This window comes from Vibrio sp. RE88 (assembly GCF_013113835.1).
In the GTDB taxonomy this organism is placed as follows: domain Bacteria; phylum Pseudomonadota; class Gammaproteobacteria; order Enterobacterales; family Vibrionaceae; genus Vibrio.
On record NZ_VTYQ01000004.1, the window covers coordinates 304,762 to 331,703 of the forward strand.

General features: G+C 44.6%; 29 protein-coding genes and 1 riboswitch. Of the genes, 17 read left to right on the forward strand and 12 right to left on the reverse strand.

The genetic code is table 11. The features are described from left to right. Nucleotides 1-106: 106 nt before the first annotated feature. A complete protein-coding gene (locus F0265_RS11475; protein WP_171748976.1) occupies nt 107-985 on the reverse strand; it encodes a LysR family transcriptional regulator in 879 nt (292 codons plus the stop codon). A gap of 150 nt (nt 986-1,135) precedes the next feature. On the opposite strand from F0265_RS11475, the gene F0265_RS11480 reads away from it, so the two are divergent. Then, nucleotides 1,136-1,714, forward strand: coding sequence for a methyltransferase domain-containing protein (locus tag F0265_RS11480; protein ID WP_171749142.1), 579 nt, complete (start codon nt 1,136-1,138; stop codon nt 1,712-1,714). 53 nt (nt 1,715-1,767) lie between these two features. Here F0265_RS11480 and F0265_RS11485 read toward each other — a convergent pair whose 3' ends face one another. Continuing rightward, nucleotides 1,768-3,768 (reverse strand): acetoacetate--CoA ligase, encoded by a 2,001-nt coding sequence (locus F0265_RS11485; protein WP_171748977.1) that lies wholly within the window; start codon nt 3,766-3,768, stop codon nt 1,768-1,770. A gap of 226 nt (nt 3,769-3,994) precedes the next feature. Between F0265_RS11485 and phhA the strand changes: the two genes are divergently transcribed. From phhA to F0265_RS11510, 5 genes are all read left to right on the forward strand, one after another. Then, nucleotides 3,995-4,786 (forward strand): phenylalanine 4-monooxygenase, encoded by a 792-nt coding sequence (gene phhA, locus F0265_RS11490; RefSeq protein WP_171748978.1) that lies wholly within the window; start codon nt 3,995-3,997, stop codon nt 4,784-4,786. After that, on the forward strand, nt 4,779-5,111 hold the full coding sequence (locus F0265_RS11495; protein ID WP_171748979.1) for a 4a-hydroxytetrahydrobiopterin dehydratase: 333 nt from the start codon (nt 4,779-4,781) through the stop codon (nt 5,109-5,111). The genes phhA and F0265_RS11495 overlap by 8 nt, the downstream gene beginning before the upstream one ends. Nucleotides 5,112-5,593: 482 nt before the next feature. Continuing rightward, nucleotides 5,594-6,055, forward strand: a complete 462-nt coding sequence (locus F0265_RS11500; protein WP_216607859.1) for a cupin domain-containing protein — start codon at nt 5,594-5,596, stop codon at nt 6,053-6,055. Between the two features lie 118 nt (nt 6,056-6,173). Next, nucleotides 6,174-6,238: riboswitch (Fluoride riboswitch) on the forward strand. Between the two features lie 113 nt (nt 6,239-6,351). Further along, entirely contained in the window at nt 6,352-7,044 is a 693-nt protein-coding gene (locus tag F0265_RS11505) for an iron-sulfur cluster assembly scaffold protein (RefSeq protein ID WP_171748980.1), read from the forward strand. A 15-nt stretch (nt 7,045-7,059) separates the two neighbouring features. Continuing rightward, the gene (locus F0265_RS11510) at nt 7,060-8,034 is read left to right on the forward strand and encodes a GGGtGRT protein (RefSeq protein WP_171748981.1); all 975 of its coding nucleotides are present in this window, start codon (nt 7,060-7,062) and stop codon (nt 8,032-8,034) included. A gap of 66 nt (nt 8,035-8,100) precedes the next feature. Here the strand turns inward: F0265_RS11510 and F0265_RS11515 are convergent, their stop codons facing one another. Continuing rightward, complete coding sequence (locus F0265_RS11515) at nt 8,101-8,853, reverse strand: EAL domain-containing protein (RefSeq protein WP_171748982.1); 753 nt, start codon at nt 8,851-8,853, stop codon at nt 8,101-8,103. 942 nt (nt 8,854-9,795) lie between these two features. On the opposite strand from F0265_RS11515, the gene F0265_RS11520 reads away from it, so the two are divergent. Then, entirely contained in the window at nt 9,796-10,047 is a 252-nt protein-coding gene (locus tag F0265_RS11520; RefSeq protein ID WP_171748983.1) for a hypothetical protein, read from the forward strand. Between the two features lie 7 nt (nt 10,048-10,054). Here the strand turns inward: F0265_RS11520 and F0265_RS11525 are convergent, their stop codons facing one another. Beyond that, on the reverse strand, nt 10,055-10,639 hold the full coding sequence (locus F0265_RS11525; protein ID WP_253809434.1) for a hypothetical protein: 585 nt from the start codon (nt 10,637-10,639) through the stop codon (nt 10,055-10,057). A 38-nt stretch (nt 10,640-10,677) separates the two neighbouring features. Between F0265_RS11525 and F0265_RS11530 the strand changes: the two genes are divergently transcribed. The 5 genes from F0265_RS11530 (at nt 10,678) to F0265_RS11550 (ending at nt 15,853) form a co-directional block, all read left to right on the forward strand. Continuing rightward, nucleotides 10,678-11,346, forward strand: coding sequence for a hypothetical protein (locus tag F0265_RS11530; protein WP_171748984.1), 669 nt, complete (start codon nt 10,678-10,680; stop codon nt 11,344-11,346). Between the two features lie 143 nt (nt 11,347-11,489). Next, nucleotides 11,490-11,966 (forward strand): hypothetical protein, encoded by a 477-nt coding sequence (locus F0265_RS11535; protein WP_171748985.1) that lies wholly within the window; start codon nt 11,490-11,492, stop codon nt 11,964-11,966. 236 nt (nt 11,967-12,202) lie between these two features. Beyond that, the gene (gene secD, locus F0265_RS11540; protein ID WP_171748986.1) at nt 12,203-14,041 is read left to right on the forward strand and encodes a protein translocase subunit SecD; all 1,839 of its coding nucleotides are present in this window, start codon (nt 12,203-12,205) and stop codon (nt 14,039-14,041) included. A 2-nt stretch (nt 14,042-14,043) separates the two neighbouring features. Further along, nucleotides 14,044-14,946: a protein translocase subunit SecF gene (secF, locus tag F0265_RS11545; protein WP_171748987.1), complete on the forward strand. Its 903-nt coding sequence runs from the start codon at nt 14,044-14,046 to the stop codon at nt 14,944-14,946. A 121-nt stretch (nt 14,947-15,067) separates the two neighbouring features. Next, nucleotides 15,068-15,853, forward strand: coding sequence for a hypothetical protein (locus F0265_RS11550; protein ID WP_171748988.1), 786 nt, complete (start codon nt 15,068-15,070; stop codon nt 15,851-15,853). A gap of 6 nt (nt 15,854-15,859) precedes the next feature. Here the strand turns inward: F0265_RS11550 and F0265_RS11555 are convergent, their stop codons facing one another. Next, nucleotides 15,860-16,591 carry a dienelactone hydrolase family protein gene (locus F0265_RS11555; protein ID WP_171748989.1) on the reverse strand — a complete coding sequence of 244 codons (732 nt, stop codon included), beginning with the start codon at nt 16,589-16,591 and terminating at the stop codon, nt 15,860-15,862. Nucleotides 16,592-17,185: 594 nt separating this feature from the next. Between F0265_RS11555 and F0265_RS11560 the strand changes: the two genes are divergently transcribed. Then, a complete protein-coding gene (locus F0265_RS11560; RefSeq protein WP_171748990.1) occupies nt 17,186-17,857 on the forward strand; it encodes a winged helix-turn-helix domain-containing protein in 672 nt (223 codons plus the stop codon). Then, nucleotides 17,850-18,308, forward strand: a complete 459-nt coding sequence (locus F0265_RS11565) for a hypothetical protein (protein ID WP_345775866.1) — start codon at nt 17,850-17,852, stop codon at nt 18,306-18,308. The genes F0265_RS11560 and F0265_RS11565 overlap by 8 nt, the downstream gene beginning before the upstream one ends. Before the next feature lie 130 nt (nt 18,309-18,438). On the opposite strand, the gene F0265_RS11570 is transcribed toward F0265_RS11565, so the two are convergent. After that, the gene (locus tag F0265_RS11570) at nt 18,439-18,777 is read right to left on the reverse strand and encodes a hypothetical protein (protein ID WP_171748991.1); all 339 of its coding nucleotides are present in this window, start codon (nt 18,775-18,777) and stop codon (nt 18,439-18,441) included. A gap of 169 nt (nt 18,778-18,946) precedes the next feature. Between F0265_RS11570 and F0265_RS11575 the strand changes: the two genes are divergently transcribed. Next, the gene (locus F0265_RS11575) at nt 18,947-19,861 is read left to right on the forward strand and encodes a substrate-binding domain-containing protein (protein ID WP_171748992.1); all 915 of its coding nucleotides are present in this window, start codon (nt 18,947-18,949) and stop codon (nt 19,859-19,861) included. A 207-nt stretch (nt 19,862-20,068) separates the two neighbouring features. On the opposite strand, the gene F0265_RS11580 is transcribed toward F0265_RS11575, so the two are convergent. Continuing rightward, entirely contained in the window at nt 20,069-20,998 is a 930-nt protein-coding gene (locus tag F0265_RS11580; RefSeq protein WP_171748993.1) for a ketopantoate reductase family protein, read from the reverse strand. A 290-nt stretch (nt 20,999-21,288) separates the two neighbouring features. Between F0265_RS11580 and F0265_RS11585 the strand changes: the two genes are divergently transcribed. After that, nucleotides 21,289-21,753 (forward strand): hypothetical protein, encoded by a 465-nt coding sequence (locus F0265_RS11585; RefSeq protein ID WP_171748994.1) that lies wholly within the window; start codon nt 21,289-21,291, stop codon nt 21,751-21,753. A gap of 60 nt (nt 21,754-21,813) precedes the next feature. Here F0265_RS11585 and yiaY read toward each other — a convergent pair whose 3' ends face one another. From yiaY to F0265_RS11605, 4 genes are all read right to left on the reverse strand, one after another. Further along, nucleotides 21,814-22,962, reverse strand: a complete 1,149-nt coding sequence (gene yiaY, locus F0265_RS11590) for an L-threonine dehydrogenase (RefSeq protein ID WP_171748995.1) — start codon at nt 22,960-22,962, stop codon at nt 21,814-21,816. A gap of 298 nt (nt 22,963-23,260) precedes the next feature. Next, nucleotides 23,261-23,911, reverse strand: coding sequence for an isoprenoid biosynthesis glyoxalase ElbB (gene elbB, locus F0265_RS11595; RefSeq protein ID WP_171748996.1), 651 nt, complete (start codon nt 23,909-23,911; stop codon nt 23,261-23,263). Nucleotides 23,912-23,980: 69 nt separating this feature from the next. After that, on the reverse strand, nt 23,981-24,118 hold the full coding sequence (locus tag F0265_RS11600) for a hypothetical protein (RefSeq protein ID WP_171748997.1): 138 nt from the start codon (nt 24,116-24,118) through the stop codon (nt 23,981-23,983). 147 nt (nt 24,119-24,265) lie between these two features. Beyond that, nucleotides 24,266-25,192: a LysR family transcriptional regulator gene (locus F0265_RS11605; protein WP_171749146.1), complete on the reverse strand. Its 927-nt coding sequence runs from the start codon at nt 25,190-25,192 to the stop codon at nt 24,266-24,268. A 95-nt stretch (nt 25,193-25,287) separates the two neighbouring features. Between F0265_RS11605 and yjjG the strand changes: the two genes are divergently transcribed. Further along, the gene (gene yjjG, locus F0265_RS11610) at nt 25,288-25,962 is read left to right on the forward strand and encodes a pyrimidine 5'-nucleotidase (RefSeq protein ID WP_171748998.1); all 675 of its coding nucleotides are present in this window, start codon (nt 25,288-25,290) and stop codon (nt 25,960-25,962) included. A gap of 290 nt (nt 25,963-26,252) precedes the next feature. Here yjjG and F0265_RS11620 read toward each other — a convergent pair whose 3' ends face one another. Beyond that, entirely contained in the window at nt 26,253-26,939 is a 687-nt protein-coding gene (locus tag F0265_RS11620; protein WP_171749000.1) for a YafY family protein, read from the reverse strand. Nucleotides 26,940-26,942 lie beyond the last annotated feature (3 nt).

The following is a 26,942-nucleotide window of genomic DNA, read 5'->3' on the forward strand; positions in this document are numbered from 1 at the left end:
AAATGGGTTGTTATTTTGGTGTCATTAAAGTTGACACTGACTGTCGTGTTGTAAAGCTGAAAGGAGTATAGTGCCACCGTAGCCCGAGAAAACGATGGCGAAACAGTTAGAAATCAAACAAATATTCGTTGAGTTTATCCGCCAGCCATGACATGCCAGGGTGCTCTGCCATGCCTGCTGAAGTGAACATACAGTAGTCTTCCTGCGTTAAGCCGTAAGTATGCTTGATGACCGCTAGTTCCTGCTTACGTAAATGATGGCGGATGAGAGGTTCAGGCAACACGCCCCAAGCATCCTCTGTGAGAATGGTACTGAGCATATAATCAAAGCTGGAGAAACCAATATGACGCAGTGAGAACGGCTGTAGCTCAGGGTTGTCTTTTTCGTTGAGATAAACCATGACTGCCTGCATTGCGTTACGTAGCTCATCATCCGAAACGCGTCGAAGTTGGCTGAGACGATGATCAGCTTTACATACTGACATGAGTCGGATTTTGCCTAAAGGGTGATAGCTAATATGGGGGTCATCAATGCGCTCATAATCGACGCCAAAAGCAAAGTCGACTTGTTGAGTAGCAACCAAATTCGCCAGATCGCCACTGGACGCAAGGACGATGTTAAACGAAGTAGCAGGAAACTTATTATTGAGCCGATGCGATAGATCTTGCCACATGTCATCTGGCAATGAATCATCGCGAGCGATCCAGACTTCAGCGTTGAATTCACCAGAGACTTGAGCACAAGTCTGACGAATGCGTGAAACGGTAACCAACAAATTCTGGCAGTCTTTATAGATGGCTTTGCCCGCTTCAGAGAGAGAAACATGATTGCCTGTTCGGACAAAAAGCTCGATATTTAAGTCCTTTTCTAGGGCTTTTATCGACATGCTCAGCTTTGTGCGGTTGCATTCGAGTTGTCTGGCAGCTTCAGAGACTGACCCAGTGTCAGCAATGGTACAGAAGGCTTCAATCTGCGATAGGTTCATCTGGGGTATTCGCGTATTTGGTGCTTATATAAGCTAATGTTATAAGAATACACTACGCTTGTCTGTTTTCTGGCGCCAAAAGCTATGAATTTCATGTAGTTTTGATACTCTTGTTTGACGCCAAATGAATGAGGTAACAGGGAGATCATGATGGCTACTAATTGGGATGATTACGCAGCAGAGTGGGAAAACGAGCCTTCAGCAGTATTGTATGCACAGAAAGCGTTTGACTCTCTACAGGAAATTGTCGGTGTCCAAGGGAAGCGCATTCTCGATTTTGGTTGTGGTACAGGACTACTGAGCCAGAAGCTTTCTCCTTTCGCGAAAGATATCGTAGCGTTAGATAGCTCAGAGGCTATGATTGAGCAGTTAGATAAGAAAGAGCTCGATAACGTAGAGCCAGTCGTTGACCTGCTGTCACGTGGCTTGGTCGCAATGCACCCCGCATTCCGAAATCAATTTGACTTGGTGGTCGCATCGTCAGTATGCAGCTTTCTGCCAAACTATTCTGATGTCGTCGATATCGTTTACAGCCTGCTCAACAAAGGAAACCACTTTGTTCATTGGGACTGGTTATCGGAGAAGGATGAAGAAGGTGGAATGACACCAACCCATGTATTACAAGTACTCAGTAGTGTTGGGTTTGATGAGGTTGAAGTGACGACACCATTCAGTATCGATACACCTCAAGGAAAATTAACCGTATTGATGGCAGTGGCCAAAAAGTAATACTGGTTTAGCAGATTTTGAAAGCCCGAACATAACCGTTCGGGCTTTTTGCGTTAGGAAACCGCTTGTGTTGCATACTGAGCGATTTCGTCCAGAACCTGAGGGTTGGCGATAGCGCCTTTATTCTGTACATCTTTACCATGCAGCACCTGTTTGACCGCCAACTCAACAAGCTTACCCGACTTGGTCTTCGGGACTTCGCTGATAGCGTAAACTTCTGCGGGAACATGCCTTGGGGAACAGTGAGTTTTCAGTTGCAGCTTTATGGTTGAAATCAACTCGTCACTGAGCGTCTTATCGCTATCGAGTTGGACAAACAGAACGACTTTTTCATCGCCATTGTGCACACGGCCTACAGCAATGGAATCTTTAATCTCAGAGAGCTGATTTACTTGCTGATAAATCTCTGCGGTTCCGATTCTTACACCGCCTGGATTGAGTGTTGCATCACTCCGCCCATAGAAAACCATGCCACCATTGTCGGTCATTTCGACATCGTCGCCATGGTGCCAAGTGTTGTTAAACTTATCCCAATAGGCGTTGTGATAGCGCTCGCCATCATCGTGCCAAAAGCCAACAGGTTGATTTGGAAAACTGTTCAAACAGACCAACTCACCACGCTGGTTGACAACTGACTGCCCCTGTTCATCAAATACGCGTACATCCAGCCCAAGACCGGGGGCCTGACATTCGCCACGATAGACAGGAGAAATCGGGTTACCAATCACGAAGCAGCCACAGATATCCGTGCCACCCGAGATTGAAGCCAGATGCACGTCCGCTTTGATGCGGCTGTAGACGTAATCAAATTGTTGAGGGTACAGAACTGAGCCAGTGGAGCAGAGCGTTTTAAGATTATCCAGATTATAGTAGCGACTAGGATTGAATTCGGCTTTTTGCAGTGCCTCAAGGTATTTGGCTGATGTACCGAATAAACTGACTCGAGCTTCTTCGGCGAGCTCCCAAAGCACGCTTGGCATTGGATACATTGGACTGCCATCAAAAATAACAAGGGTCGCACCGCTGGCAAGGGTTGAAACGTGCCAATTCCACATCATCCAACCGCAGGTAGTGTAGTAAAACACTCGGTCACGTGGTTGGATATCACAATGGAGCTGATGCTCTTTTAAATGGTTAAGTGTGGTGCCACCAACTGAATGTACGATGCACTTCGGCTTGCCGGTTGTTCCTGATGAATAAAGAACGAACAGCGGATCGTTGAAACCGACCCGCTGATATCTAAGACCGCGAGGGATGTAACTGGCTAGAATGGACTCCCAGTCTGAAAACTGTTCATTGCCAAATGGGCTCTCTTGACCAATTTGCAGATAATCAATGTGGCAGGTGTTCTGGATGCTAGATATCGCTTTTACAATCTGGTCGTTTTTTTCATCCATTTTGAACGTTTTGCCATTGAAGCTATAGCCATTACAGCAAAACAGAATCTTAGGCTGAACCTGACCAAAGCGCTCCTTCACGCTTTCGACGCCAAAATCCGGAGAGGTCGATGTCCATATCGCACCTAGGCTGGTGGTCGCCAGCATCGCGACGACTGTCTCAGGCATGTGTGGCAGATAACCCGCGACGACATCGCCTTTTTCAACCCCGTTTTGTTTTAGCCACTGTTGTAGGATAGAGACTTGATCGCACAGCTGTTGCCAAGTCAGTTTACGGTTCTGACCTCTCTCGTTTTTGAACCAGATAGCGATACCTTCAGGCTCCTGAAACGCATACGAGAGCAAGTTTTCAGCGTAATTCAGTTGAGACTGAGGAAACCAGATGGTGTCACGGCTGGAGGAGAATTGCCCCCAACGAGCCACGCCTTCGCCGTGAATGCAGTCGCCTTTGAAGCCGATAACATCGCAAAATTGCCAGATTTCCAACCAGAAGTGCTTTTTGTTATCCACAGACCACTGATGCAATTCGCTGTAGTTTTCGATAGCTTCACCCTGCATGTTGATATGCTGAATAAACTGATACAGATTAGATGACGCCATTCTTTCTTCGCTGGGATCCCAAAGAGGGACCAGCTCAACTGACTCTTGAGTGGACATGACTTCCTCGTCTTACACACTTTTCCCTAACTATGGCTAAGTTTTGTTGCAAATACAGCCAAAGTCAAACAATCAGCGAAGAAACATATCGCTGATAAATAAGCAAAAAACAGTTAAATGTAAAATTTATGTTACAGGCGTTTGGGCGAGGATGTCCCTAGGTGAATTGTCACCGATTTCGTGAGGCGATAGGCTTAATGTAAAGGAGTTGTTAAAGGGAAAAGTGATGACTCAGTACGTATCTAAACCTATTAATAAACAAGGATTTGTCGACTGGAGTAGCGAGGAAGATCAGATCTGGCACGATTTGGTTTCTCGTCAGTTGGACTTAGTGAATGAACGTGCCTGTAAGGAATATTTGCGCGGTTTGGAGTTGCTTGATCTACCGATAGACCGCGTTCCACAATTGCCTGAAATTAATAAAGTTTTGTTAAAGGAAACGGGGTGGCAAGTTGAACCTGTCCCTGCGTTGATAAATTTCGACCGTTTTTTTGCTCTGTTGGCGGATAAAAAATTCCCGGTAGCGACCTTTTTACGTTCCCGTGATGAGTTTGATTATCTGCAGGAGCCTGACTTTTTCCACGAAATTTTCGGTCATTGCGCCATGCTCACCAACCCTGAGTTTGCCGAGTTCACTCACACTTATGGTCAACTCGGACAAAAGGCCAGCAGTAAAGAGCGCGTTTATCTCGCACGGCTCTACTGGTTTACCGTTGAATTTGGTTTGGTTAAAGAAGGCTCTGAGAGCAAGATTTACGGTGGCGGTATCTTGTCCTCGCCTGGTGAAACGCTGTATGCGTTGGACGATGAGCGTCCATTGAGAGAAGGGTTTGATATCTTGACGGTGCTACGTACCCCTTATCGTATCGATATAATGCAGCCAGCGTATTTTCTTCTCGAAGATATCAAGCAGTTGTACAAGCTGAGTAAGACAGACTTAATGTTTCATGTACACCAAGCGATGAAAGAGGGGTTGCTACCTCCATTGTTTGAACCTAAGGAAATAACACATGCTTAATGAACTACGTTGTGAAGCTTGCAGCAGTGACGCTGTAGCACTAAATAAAGAAGAACAAAGACTCCTGCTCACCGAGCTTAACGACTGGCAGCTTTTAGAACGTGATGGTATTCCTCAGTTGGAAAAAGAATACACGTTCAAGAATTTTAAGCTTGCGTGGGCATTCGCTGACAAAATTGCTGAGTTGGCTGAGGACGAGTTTCATCACCCTTCCATTTTATTGGAGTGGGGGAAGGTGACCGTAACGTGGTGGAGTCATTCTATTAAAGGCTTGCACCGCAATGATTTCATTTGTGCAGCTAAGTGTGACAAATTAGCAGACTAATTCTGAACAGGCCTGAAGCTACTCCCTTCCTCTTTCGTGTTTCAGGCCATTTTTTGCATCATTCCCCTCACTATGCATCCTTATCTCTCTTTGTTAAATGTATATTCATACCAGATCATTGAATTAAACCTTAATTAAGTGTTAATTAGATTTTGATTTATTTAAATGAACCAATAATTTCGTCTGGTTTATAATATTGTCTTAGCGATTTTTATTGAAGCTTTTCACTATGTTGTCGTTGCTTTGGTTTATAAAGAGGCGGCTTTTTTGATAGGTGGATGGTAATGTATCTTTATGTATTTTTGTAATTTAACTGACTGATTTAACTATTAAAGTTAAATTTTAATGATTGGATATGTATTTGTTTGACAGGTTTCCTGTTTGAAAATATATTCTTTCGCCGTTGCGGATAAATGGTATTAAATACGGTTGATCGCAATCAATAGAAAACCAAATAACAAACAACCAATTCTCAGGATGAAATGATGAAAAAACTACTTGTAGCAGCGTGTCTTGCAGCCACTTTTTCTGGTCAGGCTTTGGCGAACGAAGAGCCAAGCTTAAGTGACAAACTAGCGCCTAAAGTTGAACAGCTAGCAAAATCTACGCTGAGTTGGGAAGGCACTGAACTGCCAGCTTATGGCCAAGGAACGCCTGAAATCACAGTCTTGAAGATTACTATCCCAGCCAAAGCGCAGCTTCCTTTACATGAGCACCCAGCAATCAACGCTGGTGTTTTAACCAAAGGTCAATTGACGGTCATTACTCAAGACAAGGTTGCAGGCAAGAAAGTACTGAAAATGAAAGCGGGTGATTCACTTATTGAAGTCGTGAACACCTGTCACTACGGCCGCAATGAGGGTGATGAGCCAGCTGAAATCATCGTATTTTATGCGGGCACTAAAGACCAGATCGTTACAACGCCTAGTAAGCGATGCGTGTAATAAGGTGAGGCTGCTTTCGAAGCAGCCTTTCTTTTTTTCGCAATCTAACGCGGTCATTTTTAATACATAATCGTTCTAAGAGAGCGCTTGTCATCAAATGTCATAGAGATCTATTCTAATTACGCAAGGTGATGGGGTTCCACCTACTTAACCGCCAATCTGGCTGATGACTCCTACAGAATACGAAAACAAGTGATTCGTCGATAGACACTCTGTTTATACACAGGTCGTCGGTTCTGTAGCAGTTAAATACGCAGCCAATTTTCGCTTGTTTTCCGAAATCAAAGGAAAACGCCATGCAATACTCTTCTGAAATTCAATCCATGTGCCCGATTCAACGCGGGGAATTACATCCGTCTGCTCCTATTCCGATAGAAGGGCGAATGATTCGTCCAAAAGAAGTCATAGCCATCTCGGGCTTAAGCCACGGCGTCGGTACTTGCGCCCCGCAACAAGGGGCTGCAAAGCTGACGCTTAATGTGAAGCAAGGCATTATTGAAGAAGCGTTAATCGAAACGATCGGCTGTTCAGGCATGACGCATTCTGCTTCTATGGCGGCGGAAATTCTCACAGGTAAAACCATTCTGGAAGCACTGAATACTGACTTGGTGTGCGATGCCATTAACGTTGCAATGCGAGAAATTTTTCTTCAGTTTGTTTATGGGCGAACACAGTCGGCTTTTTCTGAAGGCGGGTTAGAAGTCGGGGCGGCTCTTGAAGACTTAGGTAAATCACAGTGCAGCCAAGTAGGCACTAGTTACTCAACGATTGCTAAGGGAGTGCGTTACATGGAACTGGCGGAAGGTTATGTCACTAAACTGGCACTAGATGAAGGAAATGAGGTAATTGGGTACCAGTATCTAAATTTGGGCAAGATGATGGCAGACATTGAACAGGGTGTGGATGCGCAAGAAGCCATGATACTGGCGACGGGCAGTTATGGCCGATTTGACGAAGCCAGCAAAGTCATCAATCCACGTACCGCTTAATAGGAGCCTGTCGTTATGAACGTTTCAATGACTCAATTACTTCAAGAGATGAACTTATCTTCCATCGAGCAAGCTCATGATTACTGTATGAGCTTTGGTATTGACCCTAAAAAAGTCGTGCTGGAGACCCAGCCCATAGCCTTTGATAATGCATGCGACGCTTATACACTAGGTTCCGCACTCGCTATTAGCCGAAAAGCCCAGACAGCGGTAGACGCAGCAAATATCATAGGAGAAGGTTTGCAGGCATATTGCAAACCGGGCAGTGTTGCGGCGCAGCGAGAAGTTGGGCTAGGGCATGGAGCGTTAGCTGCTCGCCTGCTCAGTGAAGAAACCCAGTGCTTTGCATTTTTGGCAGGGCATGAGTCATTTGCTGCTGCAGAAGGGGCTATTAAAATTGCGCTCAATGCCAATAAATCTCGACAAACGCCACTTAAGGTTATCCTGAACGGTTTAGGCAAAGATGCCGCTTATCTTATCTCCCGCATCAACGGATTTACCTATGTTCGAACAGAGTTTGATTACCAAACTAATCAACTCATCGAAGTTGAACGCAAGCGATTCTCTGAAGGCACACGAGGGGATATCTTGTGTTACGGTGCCGACGAGGTACGTGAAGGCGTTGCCATCATGCATCGAGAATCGGTAGATGTCAGTATCACTGGTAATTCAACCAACCCGACACGCTTCCAGCATCCCGTCGCTGGTATCTATAAATCGGAATGCAATGCACTAGGTCGGCACTATTTTTCAGTTGCGTCAGGTGGTGGCACAGGTCGAACCCTTCACCCAGACAACGTTGCAGCAGGCCCTGCGTCATATGGTATGACAGACACCATGGGTAAAATGCACGCAGACGCCCAGTTCGCTGGCAGTTCTTCAGTACCTGCCCACGTCGCGATGATGGGTTTTATCGGAATGGGTAATAACCCTATGGTGGGAGCAACCGTTGCATTAGCAGTTGCAGTGGAACAACAACTTCATTGTTAATTGCACGATAGGTTGAGGCCGTCATTCGGCTTGTTCAGAGCCTGCCAGTCATACTTCTAGAGACGTTTAACATGAAGAATGTTTGTATTGGTTAAGCCAATCCGTGAGTTGTTCATAGGGCATAGGTTTAGCAAACAGAAAACCTTGCTGTTGATGTACATTTTTCGACAGCAAGTACGCCGATTGTTCGGCAGTTTCGACACCTTCCGCTATGAGAGTCATACCAATATTGGTTCCGAAGCGAATAATTTCGTCAATGACGCAACGATTCGCTTTGTTTTTGCCGATATTCGCGACAAATAGCCGATCGATTTTCATCACATCAAACGGAAGTTCTTGCAGATAGCTGAAGCCTCCGTATCCGGTTCCAGCATCATCGAGTTTAAAACCGACTCCAACAGCCTTTAGCGCTTCCATATGCCTTTTGGCAACCGACAGATCGGCAATGGGCTGTCTTTCCGTTATTTCTAGATTGAGCCACTTTGGGGGCAAGGGCTCTTGCTTTAACCTTTCAATCAACTGGCTGGTAAAGCTGACGTCTTCAAGCAACATAGGTGGCAGGTTGATACTAACTGACGCCACCTGTTTGCAATCGATATCCTGCAGGACCTGATGGATAAGTTGCAATGTCACCGTGTGGAGCAACTTTGATTGCTCCAAAAACGGAATGAATTCAGACGGCGGGACAATCTCCTGAGATTTCTTCCAGCGAAGAAGGACTTCCATATCGACGACACGATGTGTGGATACATCCATCACTGGCTGATAATAAGGGAGAAACTCATTTCGTTTTATTGCTCGCTGGATAGATAAACGCATATTTCTAGCTAGGCTGCGCTTTAGCGTGTTCCCCATCAAATACGTAATTAGGATGACGGCAGTGATTTGAACTACTGGCTCAGTGATCGTGTTTATGTGTAATAGAGAGGCGGTGACAACCCCTACCATGATCAACAGTGAGTTCTTTGTGTATGAGTGTGAATTATAGCTTGCATTATAAAAGGCCTGTTACCAGAGCGTCACTGATGAGGTGTTGTTTGTTGAACGGTGCTAAGTGTTGTGTTTGAAGTGGGGTAAGACGCGGATTGACCTTACTGAACACTCAGGTGTTGTTCCTATTGTTGGTGATGATAGTGGCGTTTTACAAAAGAGGTAGTAATTGAAGTTCATTGATCCGGTAATGCTTATCGACTCAAGTACCTTCCAACACCTATTACTTTCATATCAAGTCTGTAATTTGGCTGAGTAAGTTTATGAAAACATAGAGAAGTATAGTGCTGATGCCTTTAATGCCTGAACAAAGGTTGTGGTTAAAGAAATGGAGTCAACAGTGCTGGCCAATTACAAATCAATAAGCAGGTATGACTTTCCTTAAAACCTGTGTTCAGAAAACTTCATAATGCTCAGGAATTATCATTATAAATTATAATAATATATTGATATGTATATAGTTTATTGGTTTTTGGCTTGTTGTTGATATTCTATGTTAATTAATCATTTGCATTCCTATTGAAGTTTGTGGAATCTCGTCGCCCTTGCCACGCTAACTGTGGCATTTTAATTGGTAGGAAGTAGAGGCAACGAGCGTTGGATGTATTAATCATCAGTGAATACCCACTGATATGTACGACGATACGAAACACGATAGTATCGATTTGCGAAGATCCAAAGATCTTGGCATGTTCCCACCCTCAAGCATTGAAACTTCACAGGCGCCATCAAATAAAGCATTTTTGGAGCCAAGGAGCGCCAGACTTAATATTGTTGGATACTGATAGCAAACTTAGTTCAGAACGCGATATCGAAATGCTTTGCTCTCAGCTTCATACGGGCTCTTTATTCGAAAAGGGTGGGCGACTGGTACTGCTGGGTAACGACAGGAAACTAGGAGAGGTCTTTGGTTTAGAGTGTCTGGATAAACCTTTCTCGATTAATCAACTCAGGGAGTTTGTAAAACCTCAACTTAAGCATGGCCGTGCTGCCCACTACAATAAGTTGGTGAGTTGTGCTTGAATCCAAGTCAATGACGGCTGTGCTCTTTAGCATCTGCCAAAGTAACGATCTCTTGTTGGTAGATGCTTCGAATCAAATCAACCTTTCTTAGTAATGTATTAGAGTCGTGCATTAACGCCTGATTAAGCTGTATGTAGGTCAGGCTAGAAGAGCTATTAAGTTTATGTCCTGCGATTTTGCAGTGGTGATGAATGCTCTCCCACATCATGATGGCATTATCTATGATGGCAGATTCACTGTTGAGCGTGTTTATCTCCTGGTTCAGCGTTTGAATTACGATGTTCGCGGCTTCTATCTGGCGATTCATTTTGTCGTGGAGGGCTTGTTTGCCCGGTTGCCAGAAACTTGCAATCTCTTGTTCAGAAAATTCCTGATGCAAAAATACCTGCTGGCGATGAGCCTCGAGTAATTGATTGAAACTCAGTGCTTTTTTATTATACCAATGTTCGACTTCCGCCTGAGATTTGAGGGCTTGATTCCACGTATCTTCACGACAATGCTCACCAAAACTTTTTATTGGTAAAGTGATCAGCCAGAATGCCGCTACAGTGAGATATAGCCCGTGCCATTTCATATTAGCTATATTGTTCATGAAAGATGGCTTAAGTATAGATAAGACGCTAACTCAATATGAAAAAGATACTCATGGTTGTTCTTCTGTTGCTCGGCATTGCGTGTGCGGGTGGTGGTTATTACATCTTCTACTTAAAACCGCAACAAGATGCGGCCGCTGCGGCTGCGTTGATGGAAGAAAACAAAGAACCACCGCCAGCGCCGATGAAAGAAGAAGCGCCGCCACCACCGAAACCTGAAGTGACAGATTTTTACGTTAGCCCACCTAAACTCGGGATTAGAGAATACCCGAGGTATGACGCGTTCGTCGAAAGTGTGGCCTATCGCGGAGACAAACTGCATATTCTTGAGAAAAAAGACGGCTGGGGAAGAATTTCTCCCTACTATGTCTACGAAGAGGGTGGGGAAGAAGTCGCAGAATGGGTGCCAATGGAAGCACTGTTGGAAGTCGCGCCAACCATTACCAAAGAGGAGCGGGTTGAGACTGTCAGCAGTTACATAGAAAAGTCTGATGATTTCAAACAGTACTTTGAGATGTTTGTGAAAAAGACGGATCAACTGCTCAAAGAAAAAACGTGTGAACCAGAAGACTTTGAAGAAACCAGTGGTTGGGTTCGCTCTTTGACGTTTGAAGAAAGAGATGTCTACTTTGTATACTGCGGTGGGCTTAAGCAGGCAAACAAGATCTATCTGGACGTGCAAACCGGAGAGATATTCTATCGCTAGCGACAGACAACTCAGGTGTTTTACGGATTTTAATCAATTTGGTTTAGCGGTTAAATGTGCAATATTAGGTTTTAGAACATTTTAGTTGTTTATAGACAGACTTGGACTTACCATCCAGTTGTCTTCTAGTATTGGTGTCGTGAATGGCTCAACGTTTAATCAAATTTTTCTGGCTTACTTTGCTTACGATGGTGTTACCAACGCAAGCATTGGCGTATTTTGCGCAAGCCGAAAATGAAGCCAGCGCACGCTTAAATCGCCATACGGCCCATGCTTTACCTCAATCCCAAGCGGATTATCAGACTCTATTTGAAGAGTCACAACAAGAAGAAACATCTCAGAGCCCGGTGTCACAGTCTGAAATTGACACCGATGTTTTGGCCATTGTTCAGTTTAACCGCTGGAGCTTATCTGATCGTCATTCAGAGGAAGGAGAAGCACCGGGAACCAGCGATGGCCATTATTCCAGTCAGGCGTCTCTGCCTCTAAATTATCTTTACTTTTACCCACTGGTTCACAACGACTACTGGGTCGCTAATTCGTTCACTTCAAATCATCGCATCTCGGGTTGGAAAGAATCCAACGCGCTGTATGTAGCCCTGAACGCTCAATTCGTCTAACTACTTCTATCAAATCTGTAAGACAGGTGTGGTTAGTTTTATCGGCTCGCTTTAAGCCCTTTGGCTCCTCACTTATCACCTCTGATGTGTAGCCATCTTACGCATTGGCACAAAGTCGTCACCCTCTTGCAGATTCAATCCATTGTTTTACGACTGACCAAACTTAAGAGTCAGATGACTTTCTGTACCTATCTCAGCTAAGACTTTGATTGGGTACTGCATGTAAAGATATAACTATGAAGAAAAATACGCCTAAAACGAAACATGCGAGAGTGATGAACCGCTACTCGGCATGGAAATACGCAGTGCTGATCGTGACAGTTATTGTGCTTGCACTCAGTGCGATCCCCACATGGTACGGTGAGCAACCATCCATTCAGGTGACAGCGTCACAAAAAAATAAAGTTATCGACAATCCAGTGGAACTAAACCGCTACTTGGAACAACGAAACATTCACGCTAACGAGATTACTCAGCAAGAGAACTCAACCACATTGGTGTTCGATAACGAAACCGATCAAACCCATGCACGCGAAGCACTGAATGGTTTATTGGGTAAGCAAGACGCCATTAGCTTCTCTTACGTGTCTGTCGCACCAAAATGGCTAAGTGATATGGGTTTCAGCCCAATCAAGCTTGGTTTGGATTTACGTGGTGGTGTGCAATTCTTATTGAATGTGGACGTGGATAAAGCGTTTGAAGAGCAACGCAACACTATCGTCGATGAAATGCGTGACATGCTGCGTCAAGAGCACATTCGAGGCGTTAAGTTTGCCCAAGTCGGCGTGGATGGTTTTGATCTGAAAAGTAATTCAGGCGAGGCTTTAACTAAGTCTGCGAACTATATTCGTCAAAACTATCCGGGTTGGGACATTAAACGTCATTCAGATTACCTAGCGGTTAAGCCGACAGTGCAGAACAAATCTGAGTTTCAAACTGTCACCATCAAGCAAAACCTGAAAATTATGCGTGATCGTATTGAAGAGCTTGGGATCACGGAAGCTTTGGTACAACGCCAGGGCGAGCACAGTATTCGCATTGAACTGCCGGGTGTGCAAGATCCTTCTCAGGCGAAGAACGTCATTGGCGCAACGGCGACGTTGGCCTTCCATGAAGCGAAATCGCCATCCGAAGGCGTGTCTTATGGGGACATTGTGCTTAAGGATAATGATGGCCGTGATGTAGTGCTGTCAAAACGCCCTGTGTTAACCGGTGAACACATCGTGAATGCACGTGCTGGCGTGGACAAAATGGGCTTCTCAGAAGTTAACATTTCGCTGGATCACTCGGGTGGTAAAACCATGAGTGACTTCTCCGGCAAGCATATTGGTAAGCCAATGGCGACCGTGTACCGTGAGTACACCACCAATGCTAATGGCGAGACAGAACGTAGCGAGAAGGTCATCAGTGTTGCAACCATTCAATCCCAGTTGGGTAGTCAGTTCCGAATCACAGGAGCCGGCTCTCTGGATGAAGCACAGAACTTAGCATTGCTGCTTCGTGCAGGTTCACTAACTGCGCCTGTCACGATCGTTGAGGAGCGCACCATCGGCGCATCACTTGGTGCAGAAAACATTGAAAATGGTTTTGCTGCGTTAGCCTTGGGCATGGCGATGACACTGACGTTCATGGCGTTGTGGTACCGACGTTTGGGCTGGGTGGCTAATGTTGCACTTGTAGTCAATATGGTCAGTCTGCTGGGTTTAATTGCTTTACTGCCGGGCGCGGTATTAACACTACCGGGTATCGCTGGTTTGGTGTTAACCGTGGGTATGGCGGTGGATACTAACGTTCTGATATTCGAACGGATCAAAGACAAATTGGCGGAGGGGAGAACCTTTGCTCAATCCATCGATTTGGGCTTTGGGAGTGCGCTGAGCACCATTCTCGATGCCAACATCACAACTATGATCACCGCGGTTGTTCTGTATTCAATCGGTAACGGCCCAATTCAAGGCTTCGCTCTGACGTTAGGGCTTGGATTGCTAACCAGTATGTTCAGTGGCGTGTTTGCCTCTCGTGCAATTATCAATTTAGTTTGGGGACGCGATAGCCGTCGTGATGTAAGGGTTTAATTATGGTTGAATATCTAAAACAAAATATCCGTCGTATCCGTTACATCACCAGCTTTGTTTCGGTTGCACTCATGGTTATCTCTCTTGGTGCATTCGCGGTAAAAGGCCTCAATATGGGGTTGGACTTTACCGGAGGCATGGTGACAGAAGTGCAGGTGGACAAAAACCTGAATAACAACGATTTACTTGAAGCACTTCAGCCTTCATTAGGTGAGTTTACTTCAGTGACGCATTCTGATCAGGATGGTCGTTGGATCATACGCTACCCAATTCCAGAAGATGAAGCGACGGCACCAGACATCACCTCTGTACTAGCTGGGGTCTCTCATCAGGTTGATGTAGTCAGCAATAGCATGGTGGGCTCGCAAGTCGGACAGGACTTGGTTGACCAAGGCGGACTGGCTTTGCTGATTTCGATGTTGTGTATTCTGGGCTATTTGTGTTTCCGATTTGAATGGAGACTAGCGAGTGGCTCATTGCTTGCGCTACTGCATGATGTCGTATTGGTGTTAGGTTTCTTTGCTGCGACACAAATGGAATTCAATTTGACCGTGTTTGCCGCGATTTTGGCGATACTGGGCTACTCGCTGAATGACTCCATCATTATCGCAGACCGAATTCGAGAGTTACTGGTAGCCAAACAGAAGACGCCTATAGACGAAATTAACGACCAAGCGGTAATCGCGACGTTCTCTCGAACCATGGTGACGTCAGGCACAACCTTGCTAACGGTTTCCGCTTTGTGGATTATGGGAGGTAATGCTCTTGAAGGGTTTGCGATCGCGATGTTTATTGGCATTCTGTCGGGCACTTGGTCTTCTATCTCCATTGGTACCGTACTGCCAGAGTGGCTTAAGCTGGAACCTAAGCATTACCTTCCAGTCGAAGTGGATTCAGCGCCTTAACATTCGTTAAAGTGAAACTTACACGCCCTGTAACAAAGTTATGGGGCGTTTTTGTTTGGTCACTACTGAAAGTCAGGTAGTGTATGAACATAGATTAATAACGTTCTCGGCGATTGAGAGTATGGGTACAGACAACGAATTGTCACAAATGGGCAGCGCGAAAGTACGTTTGATTGAAAGGCAAGGGCAGAGGTACATTCAGAAGCAAGGCGTGAATGAGATAGAGCGGGATTTCTATCTCACTGCTGCTAAAGCGTTGAAGGAACGAGGAGTGCAGTCACCTCGTTTTATCCAAGCTGACGCTGATTCCATCGTTATCGAGTATATCCCTCATTCGGTGACACTCGAGGAGCTAACCCGTTCAAGCCAAGTGTTTAGCCAGATCGCGGCTATACACCAAACACCAATAGATCCTGACTGGAAGTTCAAACAGCATTGCTGGAGTGACGATGCTCTACGTACAGCCTTTCAGCTCCTATCTCTCAACTCTCAAGAACAGAGCGTGCTGAAAAAGTTGCAGTCGCAAAGTCATATCATTTTTGATTACCCAACGCTCTTGTCTGGTGATACCAACGATGGTAACTGGGGGCGCAGAGAGAATGGGGAATTGGTATTGTTTGACTGGGAACGTTTTAGCACAGGTAGCCCGGCGATTGATCTTGTTCCCTTAATCAAAGGGTTAGGGGATGAAGAAGCCATGCTGCGCATTGTAGATAGCTACATGGATGTACATAAAGCGATGCCAAGAGAGGAATTGTTCCGCCATGTGATGATTGCTAAAGCTTGGATAGTGGTAGAGGTCACTAATTTGCTATATGAACGACAAAAGCCTCAACTTCAAAAGTATCTAGATTGGTTCAATGCGAATCTACCTAGATGGATTCGAGGTGTTGAGGCTCTGGTTTAATCGATGCTAGTTTGTCGAAGAGGCGAGGAACTCCGTAAAACGCTGCCAGGATTTTTCATCGGCTTCCTTTCGATAGCGCTCGCTGCCAAATACAGTAAAGGCATGAGGGGCACCGCTGTAGGTGATCATCTCATGGGCTACGTTCTGTGCTTCTAACTCGCTTGCTAATGCTGCGAACTGTTCCATTGGGATCGCACTGTCAGCTGTGCCATGCAAAACCAGTATGGGAGCTGTGGTCTCTTGGTAAGATTGGCCTTGAGGTGTCTGCAATCCGCCATGGAAGGTAACAAAGCCTTTGGCCTTCATTCCAGCTCGTGCGGATTCCAATACTGCAGCTCCACCGAAGCAATAACCCATAACAACGGTATTACTCGCATTACCACCAAGAGTGGCAGCGTAATCTAAACTCCCTTGCATTAAAGCTCTAAGCTTATCTCTGTCTTTATACAGTTCGCCAGTGTGTTGCTTTTTATCCTTTACTTCAGTTGGTCGAACGCCTTTACCAAATAAATCGGCGGCAAAAACGTTGTAACCTAGGTCGTTAAGCATTTGCGCGCGTTTCATTTCATAATCGGTTAACCCGTCCCAATCATGAACCAGTAATATGAGTGGGGCGTCATCGCTGACTTTTGCCCAATACCCTTCATATTCATTACCATTTACATTGTAAATTTTATTTTCGCCAGCTGTAGCAAATACGCTAACAAGCGCGAGAATAACGGTCAATTGTATTTTCATAACCACCTCCGTTGGTTTAGAGAGTGTAGTACTTAACCTACTTTTTGTAATTTCTAATCTATCAATATTGGGAGCCAATAATAACCATAAAGAAGTAGGGATTAAAATTAACCATATATCTGGTGTCTATTTTGAGGTCAGAAGGCGTTATTCAAAACCTAATAGAACAGAATATTTATCGTCCAAATGTTGAATGCTTAGCTCTCAGATTAACATTAATTCTAATGTGGTCATGCCTATTGGTTGTTTTGATATTTATTTATCTTGCATGTTTTTTATGTATGTTTGATGTATTTTTATGCGGATATCAGAAGAATTTACGAGTATTAAAGATATATAAACCTTAATTAGATTATTAACTGTCGGATTTTGGTCACATTTTTAGTATTCTGTTCAGTTGCTGTACTCTTTGTTGCGATTGCCATGCTGTCGGCATCAATAAACGTTTAAAGTGTAGAATAGGTAGTAGAAACAAAGTTTTTATCCCCTCCTGAGTACAGTAGTAGAGGCATTATATATAAATTGCCCTTTATCGAAATTTACAATTAGTTTCGAAATTATAAATAAAATATAGATATAAAACTGGCAAGGATAATGATTACAATTAATGGATCTTTCGAGGTTGATCTTGAAAAAGGAATCGTCAAAAACACAAAGACTAATTACATCATTAGTTTAGGTGTTAACGAAATTGAACTGTTAACTTACTTTATAGATAACTCTAATACTTTGCTGTCCAAAAAGGATTTGTTGGACCACGTATGGACACGCAAAGGCATTTTTGTGGAAGAAAGCAGTTTAATGAATGCATTGTCTTATTGCAGAAAGGCTTTTGACGATAAATATGGCAAAGTGATTAAGACCGAGCGGGGCAGAGGCTATCGTTTCGTCGGCGAAATCAACAGTGCTCAGGAAGCATCAGCGCTTGTCGAAGATGCTGGCGAACACGTAGAAGCCAAAAAGCATAAGTTGCTGGAGAAGTGGAGCACTAAGAAGGCTGTGTTCTACTTGTCTTCTGCCACGTTGTTTTTTGCTGCAGGTATATACTCCAGTGTTGTGTTTAAGGGTTTTACTGGCCCAGATGCTGCTAAGGACTATTCCTATCGCATTTATGAGTCTTGCTCGTATGTGTCAAAGTCCAGCGGAAACAGGAAAGATTTCGGCCGGTCAGCTGTAATTACCAATGATGGTATCTCTATTATCATCAATGAACAGTTAGAATCACTGAGCTTTCCGTCGAAGATCGCAGAGGTCATCTGTGAATAAAACGGGGTTTGTCTTAGTGTCGACTTTGCCGTTCATGACGGGTTGGTATTACCATTCAGAAAATTATGGTCTTTCTTCGGGTGTCTATTACTCCGATACTCAGTCTCATGTTGAAACGAAGAACTCGAACGGGGCTTTGTTCCTCAGTCTACGCACTGAATTGGAGCTCAACTCAAAAAATGTGTATGAGCTCAACTTATATACTCGAAGAAAGAGCGGCTCCTTTACTAAAGGCGTCTATGTCTACGATGACTATCGACTGTCCCTATATGAGCAGGAGCATGTCTCGTTCCAGCCTTCGGATAGAGACATTCCATTTACAGAAAAGGTGATCATTGGCCCAGGAACCATGGGAAGAGAAGATATGATGGTTGTACCGATTAAAAGAGCAAACAGCGGGTTTGTACTCTTTACTGAAAGAGCCGCGTATCTCTACAAAAAAGTAGATTAAAGACTAGGCTCTGGGCACTATGCCCAGAGCGCGCTGCGTAAATTGATGAGAGCTTATCCTTTCCGTTTCACTCCTTCTGAACCAAATTCAATTCGACTATCAGTTACGCTGTCGTAATGATGGCCGCCCTTTAGAATTCCTGAGTTCGCTTTGTGTACTTATTTTTCAAACCAATGATGATCCTGTCGGCAAAGAACGCAATCGGCATCACAAAGGCTAAGAAGGCGACCCCACGAGTTGACGGCGATAGATGCTGCTGAGCGAGAATCAGGGCTAGTAGAATGATAGAACCTAATAAGGATATCACTACCATAAAGCGATATTCATTTTCTCTGCTAAACAGCAGAAGCAACCCCAAGCACAACGGGCTGAAAAGGATTGCTGCGGTTAGCACCAGCTCTCGAACCTCGGGAACAAATAAAGACACTCCTGCGTAAATTGCCACCAAGTACAACACCCAAAAAATCATGACTACTCCTTATCTTAGATTGGGTGGATATTGTTTTAGTTTTAGACAGTTAAGACAATTTACATAAGATTAATTAAGTTTAAATGACTTGATTAAACTTGAGTTTATTGAACCGAGTGGTGGGCTTGATATGTTCTAAACCTTAGTCATTAAAATTGAATGGAAGAAAATGAAGCTACTCAAGTTATCTGCCTTGCTCGCACCTATGCTGCAACTGAGCAATATCGCGTATGCTAGTGATACCAAAGATATCCTTCTTTATACCCCATGGCTTGAGGAGCCTGGTACTAGAATCATGGTAGACAAGCTTAAGGAAGTCTCATGGGATAAACACTGGAACATCAATCTGGTCTCTGATCCCGTTGAACTGGGCGAAAGTCTTTATGCTAAGTCCAAACCATCGGCCATTGTCGTTAATGCAGACCCTAGCTCTATTGAAGAGTATTTAATGATCGCTAAAGAGCAAGGCGTTCCTGTCGTCGGTATGGATTCGTTACATTCACGACATTTTGTGGCGAACGTCACCAGTGACAATACCGCGATGGCACGTGAAACGGCAGCCTACCTTGCGAAGGATATGAATTTTCAAGGGGAGGTAGTGATGGTGAGTTATCGAGCCTACCCACCTGTTTACGAGCGCGAATTAGCAGCAAAGCAAGAGTTTGAAAACCATTACCAAATTCGTGTGCACAGCACTATAGAGCCAGATGTTGCTAAATCTGATTATCAAGCTTTCAAACAGAAACTGGCGAAAGTTCTTACCGCTGATAGTGAAGGAAAAATCCGAGGAGTTTGGTCAGCGTGGGATAGGCCGGCATTGGTTGCTGCCAAGGCGATAGACGAACTGGGCTACTCTGGCCGCATCAAAGTGGTGGGAATAGACGGAACCGACCCTGCATTGGAAGCGCTGCAAACGTCGAAATCTTTTATTGCTACATCGGCTCAGGACTTAGAGGGGATAGCACAGCGGGTTGCTCATTTTGTTTTCAAGGTCACCAACCAAGAAGTGCTTAAAGAGCCGAATATCGAACTTCCCGCCAAATTACGTACCAAGTCTGATCTACTGGAAGATTTGAGTATCTAACCTTTAGGCGTCAATCCTTCTAGTTAACGCTTAGACATAATTGTTTTGCTGCAGCACTGGCACTCTATATTTGTTTAGGGTGCCTTGAGCACGTATGCATATGAGCGGATAGGAAGCCACACTTGCTGGTACTGCTTATCGCCATGTGGGGGCACAGGGGCGTTTCGCAATGAATAAGTGTGGCTTCTTTATCCAGCTCATCTAGCATTATGTTGTTATGTGCTGACGTTGAGTCTCAAGCAGCGCTTTTACTCTGTCACGTACGTCCGAGCAGTATTTGAAAGGTAATTGGTACTTGTTTGCTAATTGGATGCTCGCGTCAAAAATGGTCTCAAACTCGACTTGTTTTCCATTGTCGAAATCTTCTTTCATGCTGAAATAGGCATTCTGGTAGCTGGGGGCATCTAACAAAGAGAGCAGCTCAGAAATAGTGAGTTTGGGATGCGGAACAGACAACGCATCAAACAGTGCCAAGAACTCTTGTTCAATATCTAGCATTAACTCACGACACTTGGCGTTATTGGCTAGGCCATACATGTCCGAATCAAAGATAAACGACGCAGCGTTAGCAGCGAAGCTAATCATAAGTTTTGGCAGCCTCGCATGGTAAGTGCTTGTTTCGCGTTTTACCTCGTCAAAGGCGTGACTCAATATGGAATCCAGATACGGGTTCGCTTGGCCTTGATGGACAGCGTAAACACAATCCAGTAACTGATTATGCAAAGTGACCTGATAAGGTGCGGTAGTGTAACTGGCTTTTAAATGAGTGATCGCGCTGATGATAGCGTTACTCGAGTCTAGGGCTTGAGCGAGTTTGTCATCTTCCCCGATGCCATTTTGGAGTAAAACGATAGTTTTGTTTGTCCAGGCTTTGGCTTGCTCGAATAAGGCGCTGTTATCGTGTGCTTTGGTGGTGATAAAGACGACATCACCTGTCACCTGTTCTACCCCGTGGCTGGTGGCGTGTGCTTGACCAATCAGTGGCTCATCGGTTTCCGGATAGGTAAGCAACACCTGTTCGTCTTGCCTGATGGAACTCTCTCTATAGACCCATTGGATTTGAATATCGGGAAAAGAAGACAATCGAGCGGCGAGAAACCCTCCAAGACTGCCTAAACCAATAATACTCACTTTCATCGTGCCACACTCCTTGATTGAATGGATAACAACATTCTACATCGCTTAAGAGTTTTTGGTAACAGCTTGGTTTTAATGAAATAATTATCAATAATTGCGTGAAATGATTACGTTCTTTGATGTGTTTCTATCTTATATATTTGGCGTATTTTTCGATGAATTGCTTTGGGTTGCTTTTATGAGATCTTAACTTGTTAATGAAGGCAATTTAACGTCTGATTGACAAATGCGACTAGGTGTTTCTTAAACTTGTGCGCCGTTGAACTTCAACAACGCAATTAGGATACGTAATGCTAGCTCGCTATTTACTCATGGTAATCGTCTCAATAGGCTCTTTTTCTGCATACGCTACAGATAATAGTGATGATATTGGTCTGGGAGATATTAAAAACAGCATCGAAAAGTCTCAGGACACGATGCACTACGTTCGAACAATAGATGGCTCGGTTTATGTTCCTGAACCGAAACACAATCGCGATAAACCTGCACACAGCTACTTCAGTTTAGAATCTTACGACATCTATAGCAGTCAGGGTGGGAAGCGTATGGTACAAGCTATGGTGACCAATAACTCTGGTGGCGGGATCACTTTAAAGCCTAAACAAATCAAAGCGTATTTTGGTAACGAGCACTATGTGTCGCCAACGCGTATCGATCAAGATGGCAGTTTTGCACAAGGCGAGACCAAGTCGGTGACTTTGTATTTTGGTGAAACTGACGCTTCAATACTGGGGCTTCTCACCCGCGCATACTGAGCTTTTCGCTGACCAAAAAAGCCTCCCGAAGGAGGCTTGAGTTAGGAAAAGAAAATGGTATTACATGGCGGCTTCGAAGATTGATGAGATTTCTTCGTGGGTCGCCTGTTTCGGGTTAGTGAAGCCACACGCGTCTTTTAGCGCATTGTCTGCTAGCGTTGGGATGTCTTCAGATTTCGCACCCAGTTCCTTGATGCCTGCTGGAATGCCCACGTCTTTCGCAAGCGCTACGATCGCATCGATTGCCGCTTCAGCCCCTTGCTCTGCTGTCATGCTTTCAACATCAACACCCATTGCTTTAGCCACATCACATAGACGCTCAGGACACACTTGCGCGTTGTAGCGCTGCACATGTGGTAGAAGAATCGCATTACATACGCCGTGTGGCAGATCGTAAAAGCCCCCTAACTGGTGAGCCATTGCGTGAACGTAGCCAAGAGACGCATTATTGAATGCCATACCCGCCATGAATTGCGCGTAAGCCATTTGTTCGCGAGCTTCGATATCTTCACCATTTTCTACAGCGGCGCGTAGATGCGCCTGAATAAGTTCTATTGCTTTGATGGCGACGGCGTCAGTGATTGGTGTTGCAGCGATAGAAACATACGCTTCAATGGCGTGGGTTAGGGCATCCATACCTGTTGCTGCTGTTAATGAAGCAGGTTTCGCCAGCATCAGCTCTGGATCATTCACTGAAATCAGTGGGGTTGTGTGCTTATCAACAATGGCCATCTTAATGTGACGTTCTTCATCAGTAATGATGCAGAAGCGAGTCATTTCAGACGCAGTACCAGCAGTTGTGTTGATGGCAATGAGTGGCAGCATTGGTTTTGCAGATTGATCAACACCTTCATAGTCACCGATCTTGCCACCGTTTGAAGCCACTAATGCAATTCCTTTAGCGCAATCATGCGGTGAACCACCACCTAGAGAGATAACGAAATCACAGTCATTGTCTGCCAATAAAGCCAGGCCGTCGTTTACATTGCTGATGGTTGGATTAGGCTGACTCCCGTCAAAAACTACAGTTTGGACGTCACGTTCTGTCAGTAGATCTTGAACCTGTTTTACTACACCGATTTGGTTAAGAATCTTGTCTGTAACGATCAGACCTTTTTTGAAGCCCTGAGACTGCACGCTGTCTGCTGCGTCCTTTAAACAGCCAGCACCCATTAAGTTTACAGTAGGGATAAAAAATGCACTTGTCATCGACTTGCTCCGAATATATTTAGAATAAAAACTGCAGATAGATTGGCATATCCAAGGTCGTAGCAATTTTGATCTCAAACAATTTGCCTACCCAAAAGTGGTAGGTATGCTCTGGATTTGTGAGCTTGGTCAGATGAGCATTCCGATAATGATAAAAATGTTAAATATTAGTGGGTTACCGCAACCGTTTGTTCAACAGGAACCGTGATTGTCGTAATGTTTTTCAGTGATGGCTTTGTATGAAAAATGAAAAAAAGCCCTCTGATTGAGCAGAGGGCTGTAGTGTTGAATGGAGAAATTAAGCAACTTCTACAAGTTTGCTTACTAGTTTTTCGATGCCACTGGCTGCCTGAGAAATATTGCCCGCTAACATATATGCAGGTGTTGAAAGCACTTTGTGTTCTTCATCGAAGACGATGTCGTCCACCTCGCAAGTGATGTGTTCGCCTCCCAATGCATTGAATGCAGAAGCAGTGACCTCATCATTGCCGATCGTCCCTTTGACGCCATTGTCGTAAATCATCGGAATGATAGCCGGTGCAATGCACAGATAGCCGGCTGGTTTTCTGGCTTGGGCGAAAGCTCGACAAGCAGAAGCGACGTGAGTATTGATGCTGCACTCGGCTCCATTGACTGCAAAATCAGTTAGGTTTTTTGCCGCCCCAAATCCACCAGGCAGAAGGAGTGCGTCAAATTCTTCAGTATTGAGTTTCGCCACATCTTCAATGTTGCCCCGTGCTATACGAGCAGCTTCAGTCAAGACATTGCGTGTCTCCGCCATTTCTTCCCCAGTAATATGGTTTATCACATGAAGCTGCTCAATGTTTGGCGCGAAGCAATGCCAGCTTGCTCCTTGTTTTTCGATGGCATGTAGCGCAAGTACGGATTCATGAATTTCAGCGCCATCAAATACGCCTGAGCCGCTGAGGATAACTGCAATTTTTTTCATTATTGTTTCCTTATCGAACTGACGCCAATAGGTTAGATGAAAATATGCTACTTGGACCGGAAGTGGGTCTCATTCTTTCTCTTCCGATTCGCTGCATTCGTCAAAGTCATCACTGGGTTCAATATCTATATCGTCTTGTTCTGGCTGAGAATAATGTTTTACCACGAATGGGGTGAGCATCACACTGGAAGGAAAAAATCGTTTCATAAAGACCTCGGATACAGCGGAACAATGAGTCGCTCAATTGTGTGCCTTTATGGTGTTCTCGCCTTTGTTTTAGGTCATGAAATCGAGTTAGAGTCGAGTAATTCACAGCTATATGAGGACAGAGTCACATCTTGATTGACTCATTGTTCAAGGTTTATGTACTGGTGGAGTCAAATCCCAATAGGGGACATCTGACCCAAATTTCTCGGCGATAAAATCCACAAACACGCGGACTTTTAGTGGTAGGTGTTTTCTTTCTGGAAAAACAGCATAAACAGAGTGAGAAGGAAGTGCGTATGCCGTCATAATGGGTTTGAGCTTACCTGCGACAATATCTTTTGCCACGATGAATGTGGGCAATTGACCAATCCCCAAGCCTTCCAACAGAGCTCTGCGGATTGCTTCACTGTTGTTTACGACCAGTTTACCTTTAGGCACCACACTAAATGGTCCTGTAGGGCTTTCAAAAGTCCATTCGCTACCGCCACGAAAATAGGCGTAACGTAGACAATTGTGAAGGCTCAGATCGCTGGGTTTTTCTGGCTCTCCATGCTCGTCTAAGTAAGATTGAGAGGCGCACAGAATACTACGACAAGTGGCTAGCCTCTTAGCAACCAGGTTAGAAAGTGGTAGATGACCAATGCGAATGCCTAAATCAAATCCGTCTTGGACCAAGTCTACCATTTGATCTTCCAGTTGCAGGTCAATTTCTAGATCTTGGTATAGAGTCAGAAACTCTGCGACCAAAGGTGCAACGTGTAGAACACCGAAGGACATCGGTGCCGTAATCTTGAGCTTACCCCTTGGCTTTCCTTGCAGCTCAGTAACGGCATCAATACCTTGTTGTGCAAGGCTAAGTGATTGAGCGACGTAATCGTAATAGCGTTGTCCGGCTTCGGTGAGGCTTAATTTGCGAGTGGTACGATTGAGAAGGCGAATACCCAGCTCATCTTCTAGTTGGTTAATGCGCTTACTGATCGCAGACTTGGTGATATGAAGCTTCTCAGCTGCAGTGGAGAAGCTGCCACTTTCTACCACGGCGACAAAAACAGGTATCGATGAATAGGCTTGCATTGGTTGAGTAATAGTAAACAATCAGTTTCTTGATTAGTAGATTATCATCTTGAGGAAAACAATCTACACTAGCGACGAAAATTGAGGAGAGAAAAATGAAATACGATTGGATCTTATTCGATGCTGACGAAACCCTGTTCCATTTTGATGCCTTTAAAGGGATGCAGCTGATGTTCTCTCGCAAAGGGATTGAATTTACCCAAGAAGACTACAGCCATTACCAAACAGTAAACAAACCACTTTGGGTCGATTACCAGAATGGCACCATCACTGCACATGAATTAAAGCACACCCGATTTAAAGGCTGGGCTGAGAAGCTTGAGACAACGACCTCTGAACTGAACAGTGCTTTCCTTGATGCAATGGCTGACATTTGTACCTTGCTACCTGGAGCGAAAGAGCTCATGGAGGCATTACAAGGCAAAGCCAAGCTAGGGATCATTACCAATGGCTTTACCGAACTTCAGGCGATTCGATTAGAACGAACAGGAATGACAGATTACTTCGAGCACGTGATCATTTCTGAAGAAGTCGGTATTGCTAAGCCTGATGCGGGGATTTTTTCTCACGCACTAGAAAAGATGGGTAACCCTTGTAAGAGTAAAGTGTTGATGGTTGGAGATAACCCTCATTCTGACATCTTAGGTGGAATTAACTTTGGGATTGAGACGTGCTGGTTAAATACAACCCAAGAAGATGAAGTGGAAGGGATTGAACCAAACTACACGGTTGAATCACTACTTGAACTGAAGAGTATTCTACGCGCTTAATTACTGTGTGATCCATTATTCCCTGCAGTGAGTATCTATTGTCAATATAGGCGGCAGATATGTAGCACGAATATGCAGGGAATAATCGTAAAGTATGATGCCAAACGTGGCTACGGTTTAATCTCTTTCAAGAGAAACTCACATCAGACGGTCTTCTTTCACGTCAGAGATATGAGTAGAGAGAACGGGCCCCCGTACATAATGGAATACGTTGAGTTTGACGTGGTTAATGACTTTAACGGGTGTATGATGGCGGTAAATATAACTCCTGTAATATTTAAGCTTGCTGGTTAATCTTTTGGTGAGTAAAGCGTAATAAAGTGCTCTAGAGACTTAGTTTTATTGGTCTCAAACTGCTGGTCTAGGATGCTCAGCTTTTCAATTCGATCCAATCTGAAATGACGATAATCGTCTCTTAGTTCGCACCATGCGACTAGCGTCCAGACTTTTCCCCAGAACATTTGTCCGAGAGGTTGCAGAGTACGGTGCGTTCTAGACCCACTTTCTGCGACGTAATCAATGTCTATTTTCAACTTTGCATCAATCGCATGCCTGAGCATTTGCCCGTGGCGAGCAGATTCTGTCTGCGTATAAAAGTCAGGCACCAATATCGGAAAGCTCTCAACCTGCTGTTTGAGTTTGTCTGGCAATACGGAGAGGATTTTGTTTGAAGCGCTGATGGACGCATCAGCTAGATCACTGTCTGACCAAGCCCGAACCATCCTCATTCCGAGTTCCAGAGCCATCATTTCTCGTTCTGAGAACATCAATGGTGGCAAATGCGCGCCTGCCTGCAAGATATAACCAACGCCTGCTTCGCCCTGAATTGGAACCCCGGAATTCATGAGTGATTGAATATCTCGGTAGATAGTTCGTTCGCTCACTTCCATAGTTTGGGCTAGCTCAGAAGCAGTGACTGCATAACGTTTTGAGCGTAGCAAAGTCAGCAGCTCAAACAGTCGTTCAGATTTACTCATCTT